Source organism: Erwinia billingiae Eb661, from assembly GCF_000196615.1.
Classification (GTDB): domain Bacteria; phylum Pseudomonadota; class Gammaproteobacteria; order Enterobacterales; family Enterobacteriaceae; genus Erwinia; species Erwinia billingiae.
Genome location: NC_014306.1, coordinates 5,062,329 through 5,080,633 on the forward strand (window position 1 = coordinate 5,062,329; position 18,305 = coordinate 5,080,633).

At 55.9% G+C, this 18,305-nt stretch carries 18 protein-coding genes; 7 read left to right on the top strand and 11 right to left on the bottom strand.

Annotated features, from left to right (window positions below; all coding sequences use genetic code 11):
• The 3 genes from recF to dnaA form a co-directional block, all read right to left on the bottom strand.
• Entirely contained in the window at positions 1-1,086 is a 1,086-nt protein-coding gene (recF, locus tag EBC_RS24470) for a DNA replication/repair protein RecF (protein ID WP_013204564.1), read from the bottom strand.
• A gap of 188 nt (positions 1,087-1,274) precedes the next feature.
• A complete protein-coding gene (gene dnaN / locus EBC_RS24475) occupies positions 1,275-2,375 on the bottom strand; it encodes a DNA polymerase III subunit beta (RefSeq protein WP_013204565.1) in 1,101 nt (366 codons plus the stop codon).
• 4 nt (positions 2,376-2,379) lie between these two features.
• Complete coding sequence (gene dnaA, locus EBC_RS24480; protein WP_013204566.1) at positions 2,380-3,771, bottom strand: chromosomal replication initiator protein DnaA; 1,392 nt, start codon at positions 3,769-3,771, stop codon at positions 2,380-2,382.
• Positions 3,772-4,375: 604 nt separating this feature from the next.
• Here dnaA and rpmH point away from each other — a divergent pair.
• The 6 genes from rpmH to EBC_RS24500 all read left to right on the top strand — a co-directional run bounded on the left by rpmH (position 4,376) and on the right by EBC_RS24500 (position 9,183).
• Positions 4,376-4,516 (top strand): 50S ribosomal protein L34, encoded by a 141-nt coding sequence (gene rpmH, locus EBC_RS25310; RefSeq protein ID WP_013204567.1) that lies wholly within the window; start codon positions 4,376-4,378, stop codon positions 4,514-4,516.
• A gap of 17 nt (positions 4,517-4,533) precedes the next feature.
• Complete coding sequence (gene rnpA / locus EBC_RS24485; protein ID WP_034889333.1) at positions 4,534-4,893, top strand: ribonuclease P protein component; 360 nt, start codon at positions 4,534-4,536, stop codon at positions 4,891-4,893.
• On the top strand, positions 4,857-5,114 hold the full coding sequence (gene yidD, locus EBC_RS25315; RefSeq protein ID WP_071822134.1) for a membrane protein insertion efficiency factor YidD: 258 nt from the start codon (positions 4,857-4,859) through the stop codon (positions 5,112-5,114). Before rnpA ends, yidD begins: the two co-directional genes overlap by 37 nt.
• A gap of 2 nt (positions 5,115-5,116) precedes the next feature.
• The gene (gene yidC / locus EBC_RS24490) at positions 5,117-6,763 is read left to right on the top strand and encodes a membrane protein insertase YidC (protein ID WP_013204569.1); all 1,647 of its coding nucleotides are present in this window, start codon (positions 5,117-5,119) and stop codon (positions 6,761-6,763) included.
• Positions 6,764-6,895: 132 nt separating this feature from the next.
• The gene (gene mnmE / locus EBC_RS24495) at positions 6,896-8,260 is read left to right on the top strand and encodes a tRNA uridine-5-carboxymethylaminomethyl(34) synthesis GTPase MnmE (RefSeq protein ID WP_013204570.1); all 1,365 of its coding nucleotides are present in this window, start codon (positions 6,896-6,898) and stop codon (positions 8,258-8,260) included.
• A 182-nt stretch (positions 8,261-8,442) separates the two neighbouring features.
• Positions 8,443-9,183, top strand: coding sequence for a 4'-phosphopantetheinyl transferase family protein (locus EBC_RS24500; protein ID WP_013204571.1), 741 nt, complete (start codon positions 8,443-8,445; stop codon positions 9,181-9,183).
• 71 nt (positions 9,184-9,254) lie between these two features.
• On the opposite strand, the gene EBC_RS24505 is transcribed toward EBC_RS24500, so the two are convergent.
• Positions 9,255-10,568 (bottom strand): NCS2 family permease, encoded by a 1,314-nt coding sequence (locus EBC_RS24505; protein WP_013204572.1) that lies wholly within the window; start codon positions 10,566-10,568, stop codon positions 9,255-9,257.
• A 210-nt stretch (positions 10,569-10,778) separates the two neighbouring features.
• Here EBC_RS24505 and yieH point away from each other — a divergent pair, with 210 nt between their 5' ends.
• Complete coding sequence (gene yieH / locus EBC_RS24510; protein ID WP_013204573.1) at positions 10,779-11,441, top strand: 6-phosphogluconate phosphatase; 663 nt, start codon at positions 10,779-10,781, stop codon at positions 11,439-11,441.
• 37 nt (positions 11,442-11,478) lie between these two features.
• On the opposite strand, the gene EBC_RS24515 is transcribed toward yieH, so the two are convergent.
• The 7 genes from EBC_RS24515 to EBC_RS24545 form a co-directional block, all read right to left on the bottom strand.
• The gene (locus tag EBC_RS24515) at positions 11,479-12,714 is read right to left on the bottom strand and encodes an MFS transporter (RefSeq protein WP_013204574.1); all 1,236 of its coding nucleotides are present in this window, start codon (positions 12,712-12,714) and stop codon (positions 11,479-11,481) included.
• A gap of 116 nt (positions 12,715-12,830) precedes the next feature.
• Positions 12,831-13,568, bottom strand: coding sequence for a phosphate signaling complex protein PhoU (gene phoU, locus EBC_RS24520; RefSeq protein ID WP_013204575.1), 738 nt, complete (start codon positions 13,566-13,568; stop codon positions 12,831-12,833).
• Between the two features lie 17 nt (positions 13,569-13,585).
• Positions 13,586-14,356: a phosphate ABC transporter ATP-binding protein PstB gene (gene pstB, locus EBC_RS24525; RefSeq protein ID WP_013204576.1), complete on the bottom strand. Its 771-nt coding sequence runs from the start codon at positions 14,354-14,356 to the stop codon at positions 13,586-13,588.
• Positions 14,357-14,400: 44 nt separating this feature from the next.
• Positions 14,401-15,288 (bottom strand): phosphate ABC transporter permease PstA, encoded by an 888-nt coding sequence (gene pstA, locus EBC_RS24530; protein WP_013204577.1) that lies wholly within the window; start codon positions 15,286-15,288, stop codon positions 14,401-14,403.
• Positions 15,285-16,247, bottom strand: coding sequence for a phosphate ABC transporter permease PstC (gene pstC / locus EBC_RS24535; RefSeq protein ID WP_013204578.1), 963 nt, complete (start codon positions 16,245-16,247; stop codon positions 15,285-15,287). The genes pstA and pstC overlap by 4 nt, the downstream gene beginning before the upstream one ends.
• A gap of 85 nt (positions 16,248-16,332) precedes the next feature.
• On the bottom strand, positions 16,333-17,373 hold the full coding sequence (gene pstS, locus EBC_RS24540) for a phosphate ABC transporter substrate-binding protein PstS (protein ID WP_013204579.1): 1,041 nt from the start codon (positions 17,371-17,373) through the stop codon (positions 16,333-16,335).
• 141 nt (positions 17,374-17,514) lie between these two features.
• Positions 17,515-18,258 carry an FCD domain-containing protein gene (locus EBC_RS24545; protein ID WP_041692168.1) on the bottom strand — a complete coding sequence of 248 codons (744 nt, stop codon included), beginning with the start codon at positions 18,256-18,258 and terminating at the stop codon, positions 17,515-17,517.
• Positions 18,259-18,305 lie beyond the last annotated feature (47 nt).

Here is an 18,305-nt window from a genome sequence, read left to right on the forward strand (position 1 = left end):
TTAATCTTCAGGTTGAACCGCTATTTTACCTTGTTCCACGTGGAACATCTTGCCCTTTTCGTCAGTCATGTCGAACACGTGTTCGGCACTGATTGCACTAACAAAAACCTGGGCATGCGTGGCTTTCAGACGGGAGGCTAACAGCTGTCGCCGCGTCTCATCCAGCTCGGAGGCAAAATCATCTATCAGATACAGGCAGCGTCGCCCATTCTGTCGGGTGAGAAACTCACCCTGCGCCAGTCTCAGGGCGCACATCAGCAGCTTTAACTGGCCGCGTGACAGTAAATCTTCAACCGGCGTCCCGTCGGCACGGATTCGGAAATCCGCTTTGTGCGGGCCGCTGGCGGTGTAAGTCAGTGCCCGATCGCGTTCAAACTGGCGTTCGAGCAGTTCGCCGTACTCCGTCTCTTTGTCCCAGCCGCGCTGGAAAGAGAAGGTCAGCTTAAATTCAGGTAAAAACTGCGCGCAGGTGGCGTTGATATCTTCGGCAATGGCGTCGCTGTAGGCAGCTCGCCAGCGGCTGATCTGCTCAGCAAGGGGAACCAGCTCCTGATCCCAGGCGCGGATTTGCTGATAGCGTGACACCTGACGCAAGGCGGCATTGCGCTGTTTCATCAGCCTGCGCAGGTTGCTCCAGGCGGTAAAGAAGCCGGGTTCATTATGAAAACAGCCCCAGTCGATGTAGGCGCGGCGGTATTTCGGCCCGCCGTTAAGCAGCGTAAAACCTTCCGGCGTGATCAGCTGCATCGGCAGCATTTGCGCCAGCTCGGCGACTTTATGGCCGTCGCTGCCATCGATGCGCACCTTGCTGTCTCCGGCGCGATTCTTGGTCAGACCGACCGAGATTTCGCGCTCGGCGCCTTCAATACGCCCGTGCAGGACAAACGCATCCTGTTCGTGGCGGATAACCCGTCCTGCCTGCAGGCTGCGAAACGCGCGACCGTGGCCAAGCGTATAGATCGCTTCCAGCACGCTGGTTTTGCCACTGCCGTTCGCGCCCACCAGAAAGTTAAAGCCGGGTGCCAGCGCCAGATCCGCATTTTCGATATTACGAAAGTCTTTGATAAGCAGGCGGGTTAAAGCCATACAGACGGAATTCCAAAACAGGCGATGATAATGCCGCATCCTGCCCTTTTTTTACGACAGGCCAGGGCGTCAACGGCGCAGTCAGTATGCACCCGACCAGCGCGGAGCCGCCGCAGCGCACTAAAGTACGTGAGGACGGCGAGCACTGCCCGGGCGCAAAATGACAAGTAAGTTAGCCCGATAGTCTACTACAACCGCATTGGCATGACGACGTAGGCCGCGCTCTGGCTGGCTGCATCTTCAATCTGTACGCTGGAAACGGAGTCGGTCAGCAGCAGGCGCACATTTTCACACTTCAGCGCATTGAGCACGTCCAGTACGTAGCTGACGTTAAAACCAATTTCCATATCGGTGCCGCCGTAGGTGACATCCAGCATCTCTTCCGCTTCTTCCTGCTCCGGGTTGTTCGCGGTAATTTTCAGCTGATTTTCGCTGACATACAGACGAACGCCGCGGAACTTCTCGTTAGAGAGGATTGCCGCACGGGCAAAAGCTTGCTTAAGAATGTCGCAACCGGCATCCAGCGTTTTGTCCGGGTTCTTCGGCAATACGCGGCGATAATCCGGGAAACGGCCATCAACCAGCTTGGAGGTGAAGATAAAGTCGCCGACATGTGCACGAATATTGTTGCTGCCGATCTGCACCTGCAGTGGCGTATCGCCACCATCAAGCAGACGCACCAGCTCAATCACGCCTTTACGCGGCACGATCACCGAATGGCTCGGCAGTTGCTGACCGACCGGCATCGAACAGACCGCCAGACGGTGACCATCGGTGGCCACGGTACGCAGCTCTTCACCTTCGGTTTCAAACAGCATGCCGTTCAGGTAGTAACGCACATCCTGATGCGCCATCGAGAACTGGGTCGCTTCGATCAGACGCTTCAGCGTGGCCTGCGGCAGCGTAAATTCCACTTCGCTGGTCCAGTCATCCAGATTCGGGAAGTCGCTGGCCGGCAGCGTGGAAAGCGAGAAACGGCTGCGGCCGGAGCGCACCAGCATTCTTTCGCCGTCCAGCATCACGGTTATCTCCGCGCCTTCAGGCAGGCCACGGCAGATATCGAAAAACTTACGGGCTGGCACCGTCGTGGCGCCAGGTTCGTGTTCCTGTGTCAGCGCGACACGGGCCACCATTTCCATCTCCAGATCCGTGCCGGTCAGCAACAGGCTGCCTTCATTGACCTGTAACAGCAGGTTGCCGAGGATAGGTAAGGTCGGCCGTCCGCCCAGTGGGCTGCTGACCTGCTGTAATGGCTTGAGTAAATGCTCGCGTTCTACAATAAATTTCATAGCGTCAGGAAGATAATGTTCTGATTAGATTTGAGAAATCTTCTTTAATATCGTGACTTTCTTCACGCAGCTGCTCGATTTTACGACAGGCATGCAGCACCGTGGTATGGTCACGACCCCCGAAAGCATCACCGATTTCCGGTAAACTGTGGTTGGTCAATTCTTTCGCCATTGCCATCGCCATCTGGCGTGGGCGGGCCACCGAGCGGGAACGCCGCTTGGAGAGCAAATCAGCCACTTTGATTTTGTAATACTCTGCCACTGTCTTCTGGATGTTGTCGATGGTGACCAACTTCTCCTGAAGTGCCAGCAGATCGCGCAGAGCTTCCCGCACAAAATCAATGGTAATCGCCCGGCCGGTAAAGTTGGCGTTGGCAATCACGCGGTTCAACGCGCCTTCTAACTCACGCACGTTGGATCGTAAACGCTTGGCAATAAAGAAAGCCACTTCACCCGGCAGGCGGATGTCGTTTTCATCGGCTTTTTTCATCAGGATCGCCACGCGCGTTTCCAGTTCTGGCGGCTCGATCGCCACGGTCAGTCCCCAGCCAAAGCGCGACTTCAGACGATCTTCCACACCGTTGATCTCTTTCGGATAGCGATCCGAGGTCAGAATGATCTGCTGGTTGCCTTCCAGCAACGCATTAAAGGTGTGGAAAAACTCTTCCTGAGATCGTTCTTTATTGGCAAAGAACTGAATGTCATCGATCAGCAACGCATCGACCGAACGGTAGTAGCGTTTGAACTCTTCAATGGCGTTGTTCTGCAGCGCCTTGACCATGTCCTGTACAAAGCGCTCGGAGTGCATGTAAACCACTTTGGCATTGGGTTTACGCGCCATGATGCCGTTACCTACCGCGTGCAACAGGTGGGTTTTACCCAGACCGGTGCCGCCATAGAGGAATAAAGGGTTATAAGCGCCGCCAGGATTGTCCGCCACCTGACGCGCAGCCGCACGGGCTAACTGGTTTGATTTACCTTCAACGAAGTTATCAAAGTTGTGCTTGGTGTTGACGTTCGAGCGGTAAGAGAGCTCCGCCGGTGCCGGCATGCTGTCCCAGCTTGGGCGGGTATGCACGGGGCGCGAACCCTGCACCGGTGCACTGGCATGGGCGCTGGCCATCACCGGCTGGCTGATCTGGCGTGTCACCGGCTTGCTGCCCACTTCAAAACGCAGCAACGGCACATCCGTACCGCAGAAATCATTCAGCAGGCCATTAATATTATTGAGGTATTTATCCCGAACCCAATCGAGTACAAACCGGTTTGGTGCATACAAGGCCAACGTGTTGTCGTTCAATTCGGCCTGCAGTGGGCGTATCCACATGCTGAATTCGGTGGCAGGTAGTTCATCCTGCAAACGGGCAAGACACTGTTGCCATAGCGTAAGTGACACGGCGGACTCCACTCGAAAAAATTCGATAAGAAAAAAGGCGCTGAAGCGATAAATTCATCATTGTTGACGCATGCAGATGACGCACATACGAACCGCTGTCCGCGGTTATCCCGCCATCGATCGACCCGGAGGATCGCAAACGGAAGGGCGGATCATAGCGTAAAGCGAAGCAGAGATCTTCACTTTCTACACAGTTTTGATCCAATTTATCCACAGGCCATCGCTGCGGGGATAAGTTTACGCTCTCGTGCTCAAAAGGCATTCAGGATCGTCTGCATTCATCGAATTTTAAAGCGCCCGTCACGTTATTGTCGCAAGCCTGATGTAAGGGATCGCAAGAAGATCCTGAACGATCCTTGCGCTTTATAGCAGAGGCCGTATAATTCTCGCCCCGACGCGTAGCGCTCTGGCCCGTACCGGCTGGTTTTGCGGTCGACCGGGACATCCAGACGCGGCTTTTAACGCGAAGTAAATTGACTCCGGACTGTACAATTATTACAATCCCGCCTCTTTATTAAAGACACACACTGAGGCGTCGGTCGGTTTTCTGACCATCAAAACGCGTCACCCAGTGAAAATTTTCCAAGTTTAGGTAGAAATCGCCATGAAACGCACTTTTCAACCGTCCGTACTGAAGCGTAACCGTTCACACGGTTTCCGTGCTCGTATGGCAACAAAAAATGGTCAACAGGTTCTGGCACGTCGTCGTGCTAAAGGCCGTTCACGCCTGACCGTTTCTAAGTAATAAAAGCTAACCGCTCAGTGGTTAAGCTCGCATTTCCCAGGGAGTTACGTTTGTTAACTCCCACTCATTTCACTTTCGTCTTCCAGCAGCCACAAAGAGCTGGCACGCCGCAAATTACTATTCTCGGCCGCCTGAACTCGCTGGGGCATCCCCGCATCGGTCTTACCGTCGCAAAAAAACACGTCAAACGCGCGCATGAACGCAACCGGATCAAGAGATTGACCCGCGAGAGTTTTCGCCTGCGTCAACATGAACTTCCAGCAATGGATTTCGTGATCGTGGCGAAAAAAGGCGTGGCTGACCTGGATAACCGTGCGCTGACGGAAGCGTTGGAGAAACTATGGCGTCGTCACTGTCGCCTGGCTCGCGGCTCCTGATAGCGGTCATCCGCGTGTATCAACGCGCGATTAGTCCGCTTTTAGGACCCCACTGTCGCTTCCATCCCACCTGTTCTCAATACGGTATTGAGGCATTGCGCAGGTTTGGGGTGATAAAAGGCAGTTGGTTAACGATGAAACGCGTATTAAAATGCCACCCCTTGAACCCGGGTGGCGACGATCCGGTGCCGCCAAAAACCGACGATAACAGAGAACATTAACGATGGATTCGCAACGCAATCTTTTTCTCATCGCTTTTCTGTTCGTGTCTTTTATGATCTGGCAAGCCTGGCAGACGGACCACGCTCCGCAGCCTGTGCAGACTCAGACCACACAAAACACGACCAGCGCAGCCGGTGATGCCGCAAACCAGGGCGTACCTGCCAGCGGACAGGGCAAAACGATCACCGTTAAGACTGATGTCCTGACATTACATATCAACACCCGTGGTGGCGATATCGAGCAGGCACAGCTGCTGACTTACCCGGATAAACTGGGTTCTTCTCAGCCATTCCAGCTGCTGGAAACCAACCCAGGTTTTCTGTATCAGGCTCAGAGCGGTCTGACCGGTCGTAACGGCCCGGACAACCCGGCTAACGGCGCGCGTCCACTGTTCACCACCACTCAGGATAGCTTTGAGATGGCGGACGGCCAGAGCGAACTGCGTATCCCGATGACCTACACTGCGGAAAACGGCGCAACCTACACCAAAACCTTCGTACTGAAGCGCGGTGAGTTTGCGATCAACGTGGATTATCAGGTTAACAACACCACCCAGCAGCCGCTGGAAATGGCGATGTTCGGTCAGCTGAAGCAGACCATCGACCTGCCAAAACACCGCGATACCGGCAGTAATAATTTTGCGTTGCACACTTTCCGTGGCGCGGCTTACTCCAGCAGTGAGACCAACTACGAGAAGTACAAGTTTGATAAAATCAGCGATAACGAAAACCTGAGCACCACCACCAACAACGGTTGGGTGGCGATGCTTCAGCAATACTTCGCGACGGCCTGGGTGCCACGCACCAACGGCACCAATACGCTTTACACCAGTAACCTGGGTAACGGTATTGCGGCTATCGGCTACAAATCTGCACCGGTCACTATCGCCCCTGGCGCGCAGCAGAATCTGGCTGCCACCCTGTGGGTTGGACCGGAAATTCAGGACAAGATGGCCGCTATCGCGCCGCATCTGGACCTGACCGTGGATTATGGCTGGTTGTGGTTTATCTCGCAGCCGCTGTTCAAACTGCTGAAATTCCTGCACAGCTTTATCGGTAACTGGGGCTTCTCCATTATCGTTATCACCTTTATCGTTCGTGGCATCATGTACCCGCTGACTAAAGCGCAGTACACCTCCATGGCGAAAATGCGCATGCTGCAGCCGAAGATTCAGGCAATGCGTGAGCGTATCGGTGAAGATAAGCAGCGTATGAGCCAGGAAATGATGGCGCTGTACAAAGCAGAGAAAGTGAACCCATTGGGTGGCTGTCTGCCGCTGGTTATCCAGATGCCAATCTTCCTGGCGCTGTATTACATGCTGATGGGCTCGATTGAACTGCGTCATGCGCCGTTTGCACTGTGGATCCATGACCTGTCTGCACAGGACCCGTACTACATCCTGCCGATCCTGATGGGCGTAACGATGTTCTTCATTCAGAAGATGTCGCCGACCACCGTGACCGACCCGATGCAGCAGAAGATCATGACCTTTATGCCGGTGATCTTCACCGTGTTCTTCCTGTGGTTCCCGTCTGGTCTGGTGCTGTACTACATCGTCAGTAACCTGGTCACCATTATCCAGCAGCAGCTGATTTATCGCGGCCTGGAAAAACGTGGCTTACACAGCCGTGACAAGAAGAAAGCATAAGTTTCACTAAAAGATGCTTCACCCGGAGGATTTCTCATTGCAGCCAATACGCGGGCAGTGAGAAAGAGGAAGGGTGTACTATAAGGCGGTCACTGACCGCCTTATTTTTTTGCCAAAAAAAGAGAGCCGAATATGAGTCATAGCGAGACTATCGTCGCCCAGGCGACGCCGCCAGGCCGCGGTGGTGTGGGCATCCTGCGCATTTCCGGCAGCAAAGCCGCTGAGGTTGCTCAGGCACTGCTGGGCAAGCTGCCTAAACCCCGCTACGCCGACTATCTGCCCTTCCGTGATACCGACGGGAAAGCGCTGGACCAGGGCATTGCGCTGTGGTTCCCAGGCCCGAACTCCTTTACCGGCGAAGATGTGCTGGAACTGCAGGGTCATGGCGGCCCGGTGATCCTCGACCTGCTGCTTAAGCGCATTGTCGCCATGCCTGGCCTGCGTATCGCCCGTCCCGGCGAATTCTCAGAACGCGCCTTCCTCAATGACAAGCTGGACCTCGCGCAGGCTGAGGCGATTGCCGACCTGATTGATGCCAGTTCTGAACAGGCGGCGCGCTCGGCGCTGAACTCCCTTCAGGGGGCGTTTTCGCTGCGCGTTAACCATCTTGTGGAAGCACTTACTCACCTGCGAATCTACGTCGAAGCGGCTATCGACTTCCCTGATGAGGAGATCGACTTCCTGTCAGACGGCAAAATCGAAGCGCAGCTGGAACAGGTGATTGCCGATCTGGATGGCGTGCGGGCCGAAGCGCGTCAGGGCAGCCTGCTGCGGGAAGGCATGAAGGTGGTGATCGCCGGTCGCCCCAATGCCGGTAAGTCCAGCCTGCTGAATGCGCTGGCAGGCCGTGAGGCGGCGATTGTGACCGATATCGCCGGTACCACCCGCGACGTGCTGCGCGAGCACATCCATATTGACGGTATGCCGCTGCATATCATTGATACCGCCGGACTGCGCGAAGCCAGCGACGAAGTTGAGCGCATCGGCATCGAACGTGCGTGGAACGAGATCGAACAGGCAGATCGCGTGCTGTTTATGGTTGATGGCACCACCACCGGCGCCACCGAGCCTGCCGAAATATGGCCAGATTTTATTGCCCGTTTACCCGCGACTCTGCCGATCACCGTGGTGCGTAACAAAGCCGACGTCACCGGCGAGGCGCAAGGTCTGACGGAAGTGAATGGCCACTCACTTATTCGCCTGTCGGCCCGCACCGGCGACGGCATTGACGTGCTGCGCAACCATCTGAAAGAGAGCATGGGCTTCTCCGGCAACATGGAAGGCGGCTTCCTGGCGCGTCGTCGTCACCTGCAGGCGCTTGAGTTAGCAGCTACTCACTTACTCCAGGGAAGAGAGCAGCTGCTGGGCGCCCGTGCTGGCGAACTGCTGGCGGAAGAACTGAGAGTGGCGCAACAGGCGTTAAGCGAAATCACCGGCGAGTTTACCTCCGATGATTTGCTGGGCCGCATCTTCTCCAGCTTCTGCATCGGTAAATAAATCAAAGGGGAAACGCAGGTTTCCCCTCTTTTCTCTGCAAAACGTCCAATGCTGCTCAGCTAGCGCCAAAAACATGATCTTAATCTGAAAGTCTGCACTTCCACGTAAAGTGAGGTGATATTTGCTAAGAAAATTCTTACAATAGCCCCGATGATTTTCCGACCATTTTCACGGAGCGACAGATGGCCAGTCATTTTGCACGCCGCACCCTTACCCAGGGTCTCCCCTCGGTACAGCGACTCTCACAACCCCTGCTTGATTTCTCCAGCACGCTGGCTGAAAAGCGCCGTGTGCGTTATCTGGCAGCCCGCGCGTTGCTGGCTGACCTGATGCTGCGCGTTTATGGCCTTTCACAGCTGCCGGAAATGACGCTCAGCGAGTGTGGCCGCCCGGTGTTTGCCGACCCCGATCTTCCTGACTTCAGCCTGGCCTATGCCGGTAACATTATTGGCGTCCTGCTGGCAGAAGAAGGCGGTCATGCCGGGCTGGGCATTGAAATTGTCCGTGCGCACAGCAGGCAAACGCAGGAGCAGTATCTGCAAGGCCTCTCTTCCGGTGAACGCGCCTGGATTAATGCACAGACCGACCCCAGCGAAGCCGCTATCCAGCTGTGGGCAATGCGTAAAAGCCTGATGAAGCTGACCGGGGTGAAAGAAGGCCGCAGCGAGTCATTGCGGCTGCATCCCGCCTCTGGCCGCTTACGCTCGCTGGAGTATCCCGATATTCAGGCGGTTTCCGACGTGGAACCCTTATTGATCTGGTCCTGTGCGTTGTCACCCGGCAACGAGCGTTTGCATCTTTGGGAGTCTGACGAAGAGAAGAACTGGACGCGACTGCAGGATATTCAGGTCAACAAACCGGCGATGGGCCAACGCATGCTGCGTCTGACCAGCCTGCCAGCAGAGAAAGTGTTTCAGGGATAGGCACGGGAAACGCGGCGAACGCCGGCGTTGAGAAAGCCACAGGCCAGCCGGAGCTGGCCTGCTTAACGCGATTAATGCGCGTCGATAAACACGATTTTCAGCACAAACAGCAGCGCGACAACCACCACGCAGGGGCTGATTTCACGCCAGCGACCGGTGCCAAACTTCATCACGCAGTAAGAGATAAAGCCTAACGCAATCCCTTCGGTAATGGAGAAGCTGAAGGGCATCATCACCGCCGTGACGAAGGCCGGAACGGCTTCGGTCAGGTCATCCCACTTCACGCGCGCCAGGCTTGAGCTCATCAGCACGCCAACATAAATCAGCGCACCCGCCGCCGCATAGGCTGGAACCATGCCCGCCAGCGGTGACAGGAACATCACCAGCAGGAACAGGATCCCGGTCACCACCGCCATCAACCCGGTACGGCCCCCGATGGAAACACCGGATGAGCTTTCGATATAGGCCGTCACGGAAGAAGTGCCGATATAAGAACCGGCCACCGAGCTGATGCTGTCAACAAACAGCGCCTGCTTCATGCGTGGGAAGGTGCCTTTCTCATCGGTCAGACCCGCTTTATCGGTGACGCCAATCAGCGTACCGGAGGAGTCGAACAGGTTAACCAGCATAAAGGAGAAGATGATGCCGGCCATGCCAACGTTCAGCGATCCGGCCAGGTCCACCTGACCGACAATCGAGGTGATGCCGGTTGGGGCGGAGAAGACGCCGCCGTATTTCACATCACCAATCGCCAGACCAATCAGCGTAGTCACCACAATCGACACCAGCACCGCGATATGAATATTGCGGGAAGCCAGAATGGCGATAATAAAGAAGCCCAGCGCACCCAGCAGCACGCTGTGTGAGGTCAGGTTACCGACCGCCACCAGCGTATCTTTGTTGGAAACGATGATGCCGGCATTTTTCAGGCCGATCATCGCAATAAACAGACCGATACCGGCGGTGATCCCCACGCGCAGGCTGGCAGGAATATTGGCAATCATCCAGTAGCGGACGCGGAAAATGGTCAGCAGCAGCAGGCCAACCGCGCCCCAGAAGATGGCGCCCATACCCACCTGCCAGGAGATGCCCATCGCACCGACCACAACGAAAGCAAAGAAGGCATTCAGGCCCATTGCCGGCGCAAGTGCCACCGGCAGGTTAGCGACCAGGCCCATCAGGATGCTGCCGAACGCGGCAATCAGACAGGTGGTGACAAACACCGCCTGGGTGTTCATGCCCGCCACACCGAGGATCTGTGGGTTCACAAAAACGATATACACCATCGTCAGGAAAGTGGTGATACCTGCAATCACTTCGGTACGGACGGTCGTGCCGTGTTCCTGCAGTTTAAAGATCCGCTGTAGTAGGCCTGGATTAGTCATTATGTGATTCCAAAACGGAGAAAAGTTGTCGACGGCTATCCTAACCTAAAATTCTGATTTTGGGAGCTAACCGACAGGTTTTTTCGCAACCGGTTGCGCCGCGTTTTACAGACGTTCACAACCACTAACTGGAATTGACATTTCTCAGTCGCAATTCCGCCGCAGGTAAGTCAAAGTGGAGCGACCGTAAAAAAACTCAGGGAGACACCGATGACTGTTGGCTGTGTATTTTTTGATTGCGACGGAACGCTGGTGGACAGTGAACTGCTTTGTACCCAGGCCTACGTGAATACCTTCGCGCAGTTTGGCGGCGACCTTTCACTGCAGGAGATGTTTGAAAAGTACAAAGGCGTCAAGCTGTACGACATTATTGCCGAGGTGTGCGCCGGGCATCATCTCAGCGTCAGCAAAGAGGAGTTCGAACCGGCATACCGCAAAGAAGTGGCGCGGCTGTTCGATCTGGAACTGAAGCCGATCGCCGGCGCAAAAGCGCTGCTTGAGCAGATCACCGTGCCGATGTGCGTGGTATCCAACGGGACGGTGCCAAAAATGCAGCACTCGCTGGGGCTGACGGAGATGCTGCCGTGGTTTACCGATCGCCTTTACAGCGGCTATGACATTGGCAGCTGGAAACCCGATCCGGAGTTGATGTACCACGCCGCCCGCGAGATGAACGTTCCCATCGGGCAGTGCATTCTGATTGATGACTCGGAAGCGGGAGCGAAGGCCGGTATTGCGGCAGGCATTCCGGTGTTTTACTTCTGCGCGGATGCGCATAATAAGCCGCTGGATCACCCTTTGGTCACCCCTTTCACCGAGATGGCCGAACTGCCTGCACTGTGGCGGGCAAAAGGCTGGAACATCACCCGCTAAGCGGCGTCAGGGGCGAATCTCTTCGCCCCTGAGCAATTCAGCCAATCGCGCCCAGCGAATCCTCCGTGCCCTGCTTTTTAGGCAACAGGAACAGGGTGGCGAAGATATCCAGCAGGTAAATCAGCGCCAGCAGGGTAATTGCGGCGGTAAACGACAGGTGGATCACCAGCAGACCAATCACCAGTGGGCCAAAGCCGCCCACGCCACGGCCGAGGTTGAACAACACGTTCTGCGCCGTTGCCCGCACCTTCGCCGGGTAGGTGTCCGAAATCAGAGCACCGTAACCGCCAATCATCCCGTTCACAAACATCCCCATCACCGCACCGGTAAACAGCATCACGGTCGGGTCGCGCAGCTGCGCATACACGATCACCATAATCACCGCACCAAACTGGTAAAGCAGGAAAATCTTCCAGCGCGCGAAGCGGTCCGCCAGCACGCCAAACAGCCAGATGCCAAAGGTCATGCCGATCACCGTCACCGCTGTCCACAGCCCTGACTTGGTCAGTGAGAAGCCGAAATTGCTGGAAAGGTAGCTTGGCATCCAGATCATCAGGCCGTAATAGCCAAAATTCTGCACCGAGCAGAGGATGAAAATCCCCAGACTGGCTTTGGCGGTCGCGCGATCCTTGACCAGCAGCTTAAGCCTTGCTGAGAACGAAAGGCCCTGATTCACATCCACATGTTGGGTAAATCCCGCCGGTTCGCCCATGCCACGGCGGATAATAAAGGAGGCGAAAGCCGGCAGTAACCCGACCAGGAACATGCCGCGCCAGCCAATGTAGCCCAGCAGGAACGGGGTGATAAATGCCGCCAGTAACACGCCCAGCTGCCAGCCGATACCGACCCAGGCCGACGCGCGGTTACGCTTGTTGGCAGGCCAGGCTTCGGCAATCAGCGCCATGCCAATGCCGAATTCCCCGCCCAGCCCGACGCCCGCTAAGGTGCGGTAGGCCAGCAGATCCCAGTAACCCTGCGCCACCGCGCACAGGCCAGTGAACACCGAGAACATCAGGATGGTATAGGTCAGTACGCGGATGCGTCCAAAGCGATCGCTCAGGTGGCCGAAGATAATGCCGCCGAGTACCGCGCCAATCAGCGTCCAGGTCACCAGCGAACCCGCCTGCGAAGGGCTGAGCGCCAGTGAAATCGAGATGGCGGGCAGCATAAAGCCCAGAATCAGCAGATCGAAGCCGTCCATTGCATAGCCGCTGATCGCCGCCAGCATGGCCTTACCTGGAGTAGCGCCCTTTACGGGCGTCTTTGAAATCATGAGTGTTCCCTGCCAGAAATAAAGTGCGGCAAGTATAAGTAGGCAGGCGGTCACATTCCAGACGAAAAGTCGCCGGCAGGATCAACGGGCCGGACTCAGCCGGCCAGTGGGGAACATCAGGTAGGAGAATTACTGCCTTCGTCGTCGCCGGTTAACAGCTTATCGAGCTCGTCACCGCCAACGTGGCGGAAATCCTGCCCTTTAACGAAGTAGAAGATGATTTCGCAGATATTCTGACAACGATCGCCGATACGCTCGATGGCGCGGGCGCAGAATAGCGCGGTCAGCACGCTGGGAATGGTGCGCGGATCTTCCATCATATAGGTCATCAGCTGACGCACGATGCCCTCATACTCCTGATCGACCTTCTTGTCTTCGCGGTAGATCTCAATCGCCGCGCCCAGATCCATCCGCGCAAAGGCATCCAGCACATCATGCAGCATCTGAATGGTGTGATGGCCCAGCGACTCCAGGCTGACCAACAGCGGCTTGTGATGCTGACCGAACTTCTCCAGCGCGGTGCGGCTGATCTTCTCGGCCACATCACCAATGCGTTCCAGCTCGGAGATGGTTTTGATGATCGCCATCACCAGACGCAGATCGCTGGCGGTGGGCTGACGTTTGGCGATGATGCGCACGCAGGCTTCATCAATCGACACTTCCATCATGTTGACCTTCTGGTCACCATCAATCACCTGCTTCGCCAGCTCGCCATCCTGGTTGTGCATCGCTTTGATGGCGTCCATCAGTTGCTGCTCAACCATGCCGCCCATGGTCATCACCTGGGTACGGATATGCTCCAGCTCGGCGTTAAACTGCCCGGAGATATGTTTATTCAGATTCAGGTTATCCATCGTACTCTCCAGTCAACTCAACCGTAACGGCCGGTAATGTAGTCTTCAGTTTGTTTCTGATGCGGCTTGGTAAACAGCGTGTCAGTATCGCTGAATTCAATCAGTTCGCCCAGATACATAAAGGCCGTGTGATCGGAACAGCGTGCAGCCTGCTGCATGTTGTGCGTCACGATAACCACGGTGTAATCCTGCTTTAATTCGGTGATCAGCTCTTCAATGCGGCCGGTCGAGATCGGATCCAGCGCCGAGCAGGGTTCATCCAGCAGCAGCACCTCCGGGCGAATGGCAATGCCCCGTGCGATGCACAGACGCTGTTGCTGACCACCCGACAGGCTGTAGCCACTCTGGTGCAGCTTGTCTTTGGTTTCTGTCCACAGCGCGGCCTTGGTGAGCGCCCACTGTACGCGCTCATCCATATCCGCGCGGGACAATTTTTCAAACAGGCGCACGCCAAAGGCGATGTTGTCATAAATCGACATCGGGAACGGCGTCGGCTTCTGGAACACCATTCCGACGCGGGCACGCAGCAGCGCGATATCCTGGCTGGCGGTGAGAATGTTTTCGCCATCCAGCATGATCTCGCCTTCAGCCCGCTGTTCCGGGTAGAGCGAGAACATCTTGTTAAAGGTACGCAGCAGGGTGGACTTACCACAGCCTGACGGGCCGATAAACGCCGTGACCTGGTTTTTCGCGATATCCAGATTGATGTTTTTCAGCGCATGAAATTTCCCGTAGTAGAAGTTCAAATCACGAACCTGAATCATCTTACTTGAGGTGTTGTCAGCCATTCTCTTTCTCGCTTATTCACGCCGCCGCAGCCGCGCTTAGGTAATTAATGTTTGCCCTTGGCAAAAACGACGCGCGCCAGGATGTTCAGCAACAGCACGCAGAGGGTAATCAGCAGCACGCCCGCCCAGGCCAGACTCTGCCATTCGGCAAACGGGCTCATGGCGAATTTAAAGATGGTCACCGGCAGGTTTGCCAGCGGCTGCATCATGTCAGTACTCCAGAACTGGTTGGAGAGTGAGGTGAACAGCAGCGGTGCCGTTTCGCCCGCAATACGGGCAATCGCTAACAGCACGCCAGTCAGAATGCCGGAGACGGAGGCTTTCAGGGTGATCGCCGAGATCATCTTCCACTTCGGCGTGCCCAGCGCGTACGCCGCTTCACGCAGGCTGTCCGGTACCAGTCTCAGCATGTTTTCCGTGGTGCGGATAACAATCGGGATCTGCAGCAGGGCCAGCGCAACCACACCCGCCCAGCCAGAGAAGTGCTGCATCTTGGCCACAACCAGCGTGTAGACAAACAGACCGACCACAATCGACGGAGCAGACAGCAGGATGTCGTTAATAAAACGGATCACCTCGGCCAGCCAGGATTTGCGGCCATATTCGGCGAGATAAACCCCGGCCATAATGCCCAGCGGCGTGCCGATCACCGTTGACCATAAGATTAACAGTCCGCTACCGGCGATGGCGTTCGCCAGCCCGCCACCGGCGGTATTTGGCGGCGGCGTATTCTCGGTAAACAGCGACAGCGTCATGCCATCCACGCCACGGGTGACGGTGGCAAACAGGATCCACACCAACCAGAACAGGCCAAAGGCCATGGTCAGCATCGACAGCGCCAGCGCGATGCGGTTTTTCATCCGACGCCACGCCTGCATTTTGCGGCGGGATGCGTCCAGTTCGGCGCGAGACTGCATTTCCATGGTGGTCATGAGCGCGCTCCTTCACTTTTTGCCAGCCGCAAAATCATCAGTTTTGAGCAGGCCAGCACGATAAAGGTAATCACAAACAGGATCAGGCCCAGCTCCATCAGCGCGGCGGTATGTACGCCGGATTCCGCTTCAGCAAATTCGTTCGCCAGCGCGGAGGTAATACTGTTGCCTGGCATAAACAGCGACGGGCTGTCGAGCTGGTAGGTGTTACCGATGATAAAGGTCACCGCCATGGTTTCACCCAGCGCACGCCCCAAACCGAGCATCACGCCGCCAATCACGCCGTTTTTGGTGAACGGCAGCACCACGCGCCAGATCACTTCCCAGGTGGTGCAACCGATGCCGTAAGCCGACTCTTTCATCATCACCGGCGTTTGTTCAAACACATCGCGCATCACTGACGCGATGTACGGGATGATCATGATCGCCAGGATAATCCCGGCAGCCAGAATACCAATACCAAATGCCGGACCCGAGAACAGCGTACCGACGATGGGAATGTTCGCCATCAGGTCGCCCAGCGGGGTCTGGAAGTAGGTGGCAAACAGCGGCGCAAAAATAAACAGGCCCCACATGCCGTAGACAATGCTGGGGATCGCCGCCAGCAGCTCAATCGCCGTGCCCAGCGGGCGGCGCAGCCAGTTCGGTGCCAGTTCAGTCAGGAACAGGGCGATACCAAAGCTGACCGGAACGGCAATAATCAGCGCGATAATTGAGGTCACGACGGTGCCGTAAATCGGTACCAGCGCACCAAATTGTTCGTTGGGTGCATCCCAGGTTTTGGTCCACAGGAACGAGAAACCAAATTTCTCAATGCTGGGCCAGGAAGAGATGATCAGAGAGACAATAATGCCACCGAGCAGCAGCAGCACGATCAGCGCAGCCAGTTTTACCAGCGCACCGAAAATGATGTCACCCTGCTTGCCGGGGGCTTTGAATGTCGGCTTGGTTGCAGCCATAGAGTTCTCGATGTTGAAAGTGTAGGGGCGGCACGACGGTGCCACCCGAGGGAACGGGCCGGAGTGCTCCGGCCCCTACAACAGCTTAGTACAGTGCTTTACCGGAGCTGTCTTTCACGTTGGTTTTCCAGGCGGCACGGATCTGCTCAACTACCGAGTCTGGCAGCGCAGCATAGTCCAGGCTGTTGGTGGTTTTGCCGCCGTTTTTGTAGGCCCAGTCGAAGAATTTCAGTACCGCTGCGCCTTTCTCCGCGTTGGCCTGCTCTTTCTGCACCAGGATAAAGGTGGTGGAAGAGATTGGCCATGCGTCGTCACCTTTCTGGAAGGTCAGGTCCTGGGCGAAAGATTCCGTCCAGTTCGCGCCTTTCGCGGCGTTGCTGAAGCTCTTCTCGCTTGGAGAAACGGCTTTACCGTCGGCATCCATCAGTTTGGTGTACGCCAGGTTGTTCTGCTTGGCATAGGCATATTCTACGTAACCGATTGAACCCGGCAGACGCTGAACGAACGCGGCGACGCCGTCGTTACCTTTACCGCCCAGACCGGTTGGCCAGTTAACGGTGTTGCCTTTACCAATTTTGCTGTTCCAGTCGCTGTTCACTTTCGCCAGGTAGCTGGTGAACACGTAGGAGGTACCGGAACCGTCAGCGCGGCGCACCACGTTGATGTTGCTGTCTGGCAGCTTAACGCCTGGGTTGAGCTTGGTGATTGCCGGATCGTTCCACTTCTTGATGGTGCCCAGGTAGATATCACCGACGGTTTTACCGTCCAGCGTCAGCTGACCGGATTTGATTCCCGGAATGTTGACGGCCAGCACCACGCCACCGATCACGGTTGGGAACTGGAACAGGCCATTCTTCTGCAGATCTTCATCTTTCAGTGGCGCATCAGACGCACCAAAATCGACGGTTTTTGCGATGATTTGCTTCACGCCACCGGATGAACCGATACCCTGGTAGTTAACCTGAGCGCCAGTCGCTGTGTTGTAGTCTGCAGCCCATTTGTTGTACACAGGCGCCGGGAAAGTCCCACCGGCACCGGTCAGGTTAGTGGCGGCAAAAGCAGAAACCGCGGTCAACGAAAGGGTTACCGCTACACATTGAGCCAGGGTTTTTTGCATCAGTGTCATGTTCCCTCCAGGGGGATTAAAAGTCAGGCTTAACGCCATTTTAATAATGAATAATCATTGCTGCTGGAGGCAAAATAGGACAGTTTGATGACAGTAAAATGTACGCTTTATGACAGTTTTGTGACGGTGGGTGAGTTTGAGTCAGGTCGTGACGCGGATAGGCCAGGAGCCGAAAAGATAACCATCAAATTCAGGGGCATCGACATCTGACAGGGCCATCAGACGTAACTTTACGTTCTCCAGATGCGTCCACATCGCCAGTTTGGCGGCAGCGGCATCTTTTTTCTGTAACGCAGCCAGGATCAGCTGGTGATCCTTCAACCATTCGCGGCGGTACTCCTTGCTGGAGATGCGCTCATGCAGCTGTTGCCACATGGGGTTGTTCTCCCGCTGCGCCCAGCACTGCTTCCACATCTCTGTCAGCATATTGTTGTGGGTGGCTTCGACAATGGCCAGATGGAACAGCTTATCGCCATCCTCACCGCCACCGGTTTCAATATCTTTAATCTCGGCATCCAGCGCGGCGCGCATTTTCTTGATATCCGCTGGCGTGACCTGCAGTGCGGCAAATTCGGCAATGTTGCTTTCCAGCAGCTGCCTGGCCTGCAGCAGTTCGAACGGCCCGATCAGCGAGGCACCGTCCTGTTGCTGGCGATCGCCTGGCATGGCAATCACATAGATCCCCGAGCCTTTGCGCACCTCAACGTAACCTTCAATTTCCAGCATGATCAGGGCTTCACGCACCACTGAGCGACCAACCCCCACCCGCTCAGCGATATCCCGCTCGGGAGGCAGTCGCGTGCCGATCGGATACTTGCCTGAATGCAGCTCTTCTTTCAGGTATTCACCGACCTCGCGGTATTGACGCTTTACTTCAACACTCATAGCCACAGCCTCAGTCAGGAAATACGCCTTCAGATAGTAGGAAAATG

Bases quoted from the DNA above. Each gene is read 5' to 3' on its own strand.
- EBC_RS24500 (WP_013204571.1), top strand. From the start codon at position 8,443: ATGGCCAGTCATTTTGCACGCCGCACCCTTACCCAGGGTCTCCCCTCG.
- EBC_RS24505 (WP_013204572.1), bottom strand. From the start codon at position 10,568: ATGACTAATCCAGGCCTACTACAGCGGATCTTTAAACTGCAGGAACAC.
- recF (WP_013204564.1), bottom strand. From the start codon at position 1,086: ATGGCTTTAACCCGCCTGCTTATCAAAGACTTTCGTAATATCGAAAAT.
- pstS (WP_013204579.1), bottom strand. From the start codon at position 17,373: ATGACACTGATGCAAAAAACCCTGGCTCAATGTGTAGCGGTAACCCTT.
- yidC (WP_013204569.1), top strand. From the start codon at position 5,117: ATGGATTCGCAACGCAATCTTTTTCTCATCGCTTTTCTGTTCGTGTCT.
- EBC_RS24515 (WP_013204574.1), bottom strand. From the start codon at position 12,714: ATGATTTCAAAGACGCCCGTAAAGGGCGCTACTCCAGGTAAGGCCATG.
- yieH (WP_013204573.1), top strand. From the start codon at position 10,779: ATGACTGTTGGCTGTGTATTTTTTGATTGCGACGGAACGCTGGTGGAC.
- rpmH (WP_013204567.1), top strand. From the start codon at position 4,376: ATGAAACGCACTTTTCAACCGTCCGTACTGAAGCGTAACCGTTCACAC.
- EBC_RS24545 (WP_041692168.1), bottom strand. From the start codon at position 18,258: ATGAGTGTTGAAGTAAAGCGTCAATACCGCGAGGTCGGTGAATACCTG.
- pstB (WP_013204576.1), bottom strand. From the start codon at position 14,356: ATGGCTGACAACACCTCAAGTAAGATGATTCAGGTTCGTGATTTGAAC.
- mnmE (WP_013204570.1), top strand. From the start codon at position 6,896: ATGAGTCATAGCGAGACTATCGTCGCCCAGGCGACGCCGCCAGGCCGC.
- pstA (WP_013204577.1), bottom strand. From the start codon at position 15,288: ATGACCACCATGGAAATGCAGTCTCGCGCCGAACTGGACGCATCCCGC.
- dnaN (WP_013204565.1), bottom strand. From the start codon at position 2,375: ATGAAATTTATTGTAGAACGCGAGCATTTACTCAAGCCATTACAGCAG.
- yidD (WP_071822134.1), top strand. From the start codon at position 4,857: ATGGCGTCGTCACTGTCGCCTGGCTCGCGGCTCCTGATAGCGGTCATC.
- phoU (WP_013204575.1), bottom strand. From the start codon at position 13,568: ATGGATAACCTGAATCTGAATAAACATATCTCCGGGCAGTTTAACGCC.
- pstC (WP_013204578.1), bottom strand. From the start codon at position 16,247: ATGGCTGCAACCAAGCCGACATTCAAAGCCCCCGGCAAGCAGGGTGAC.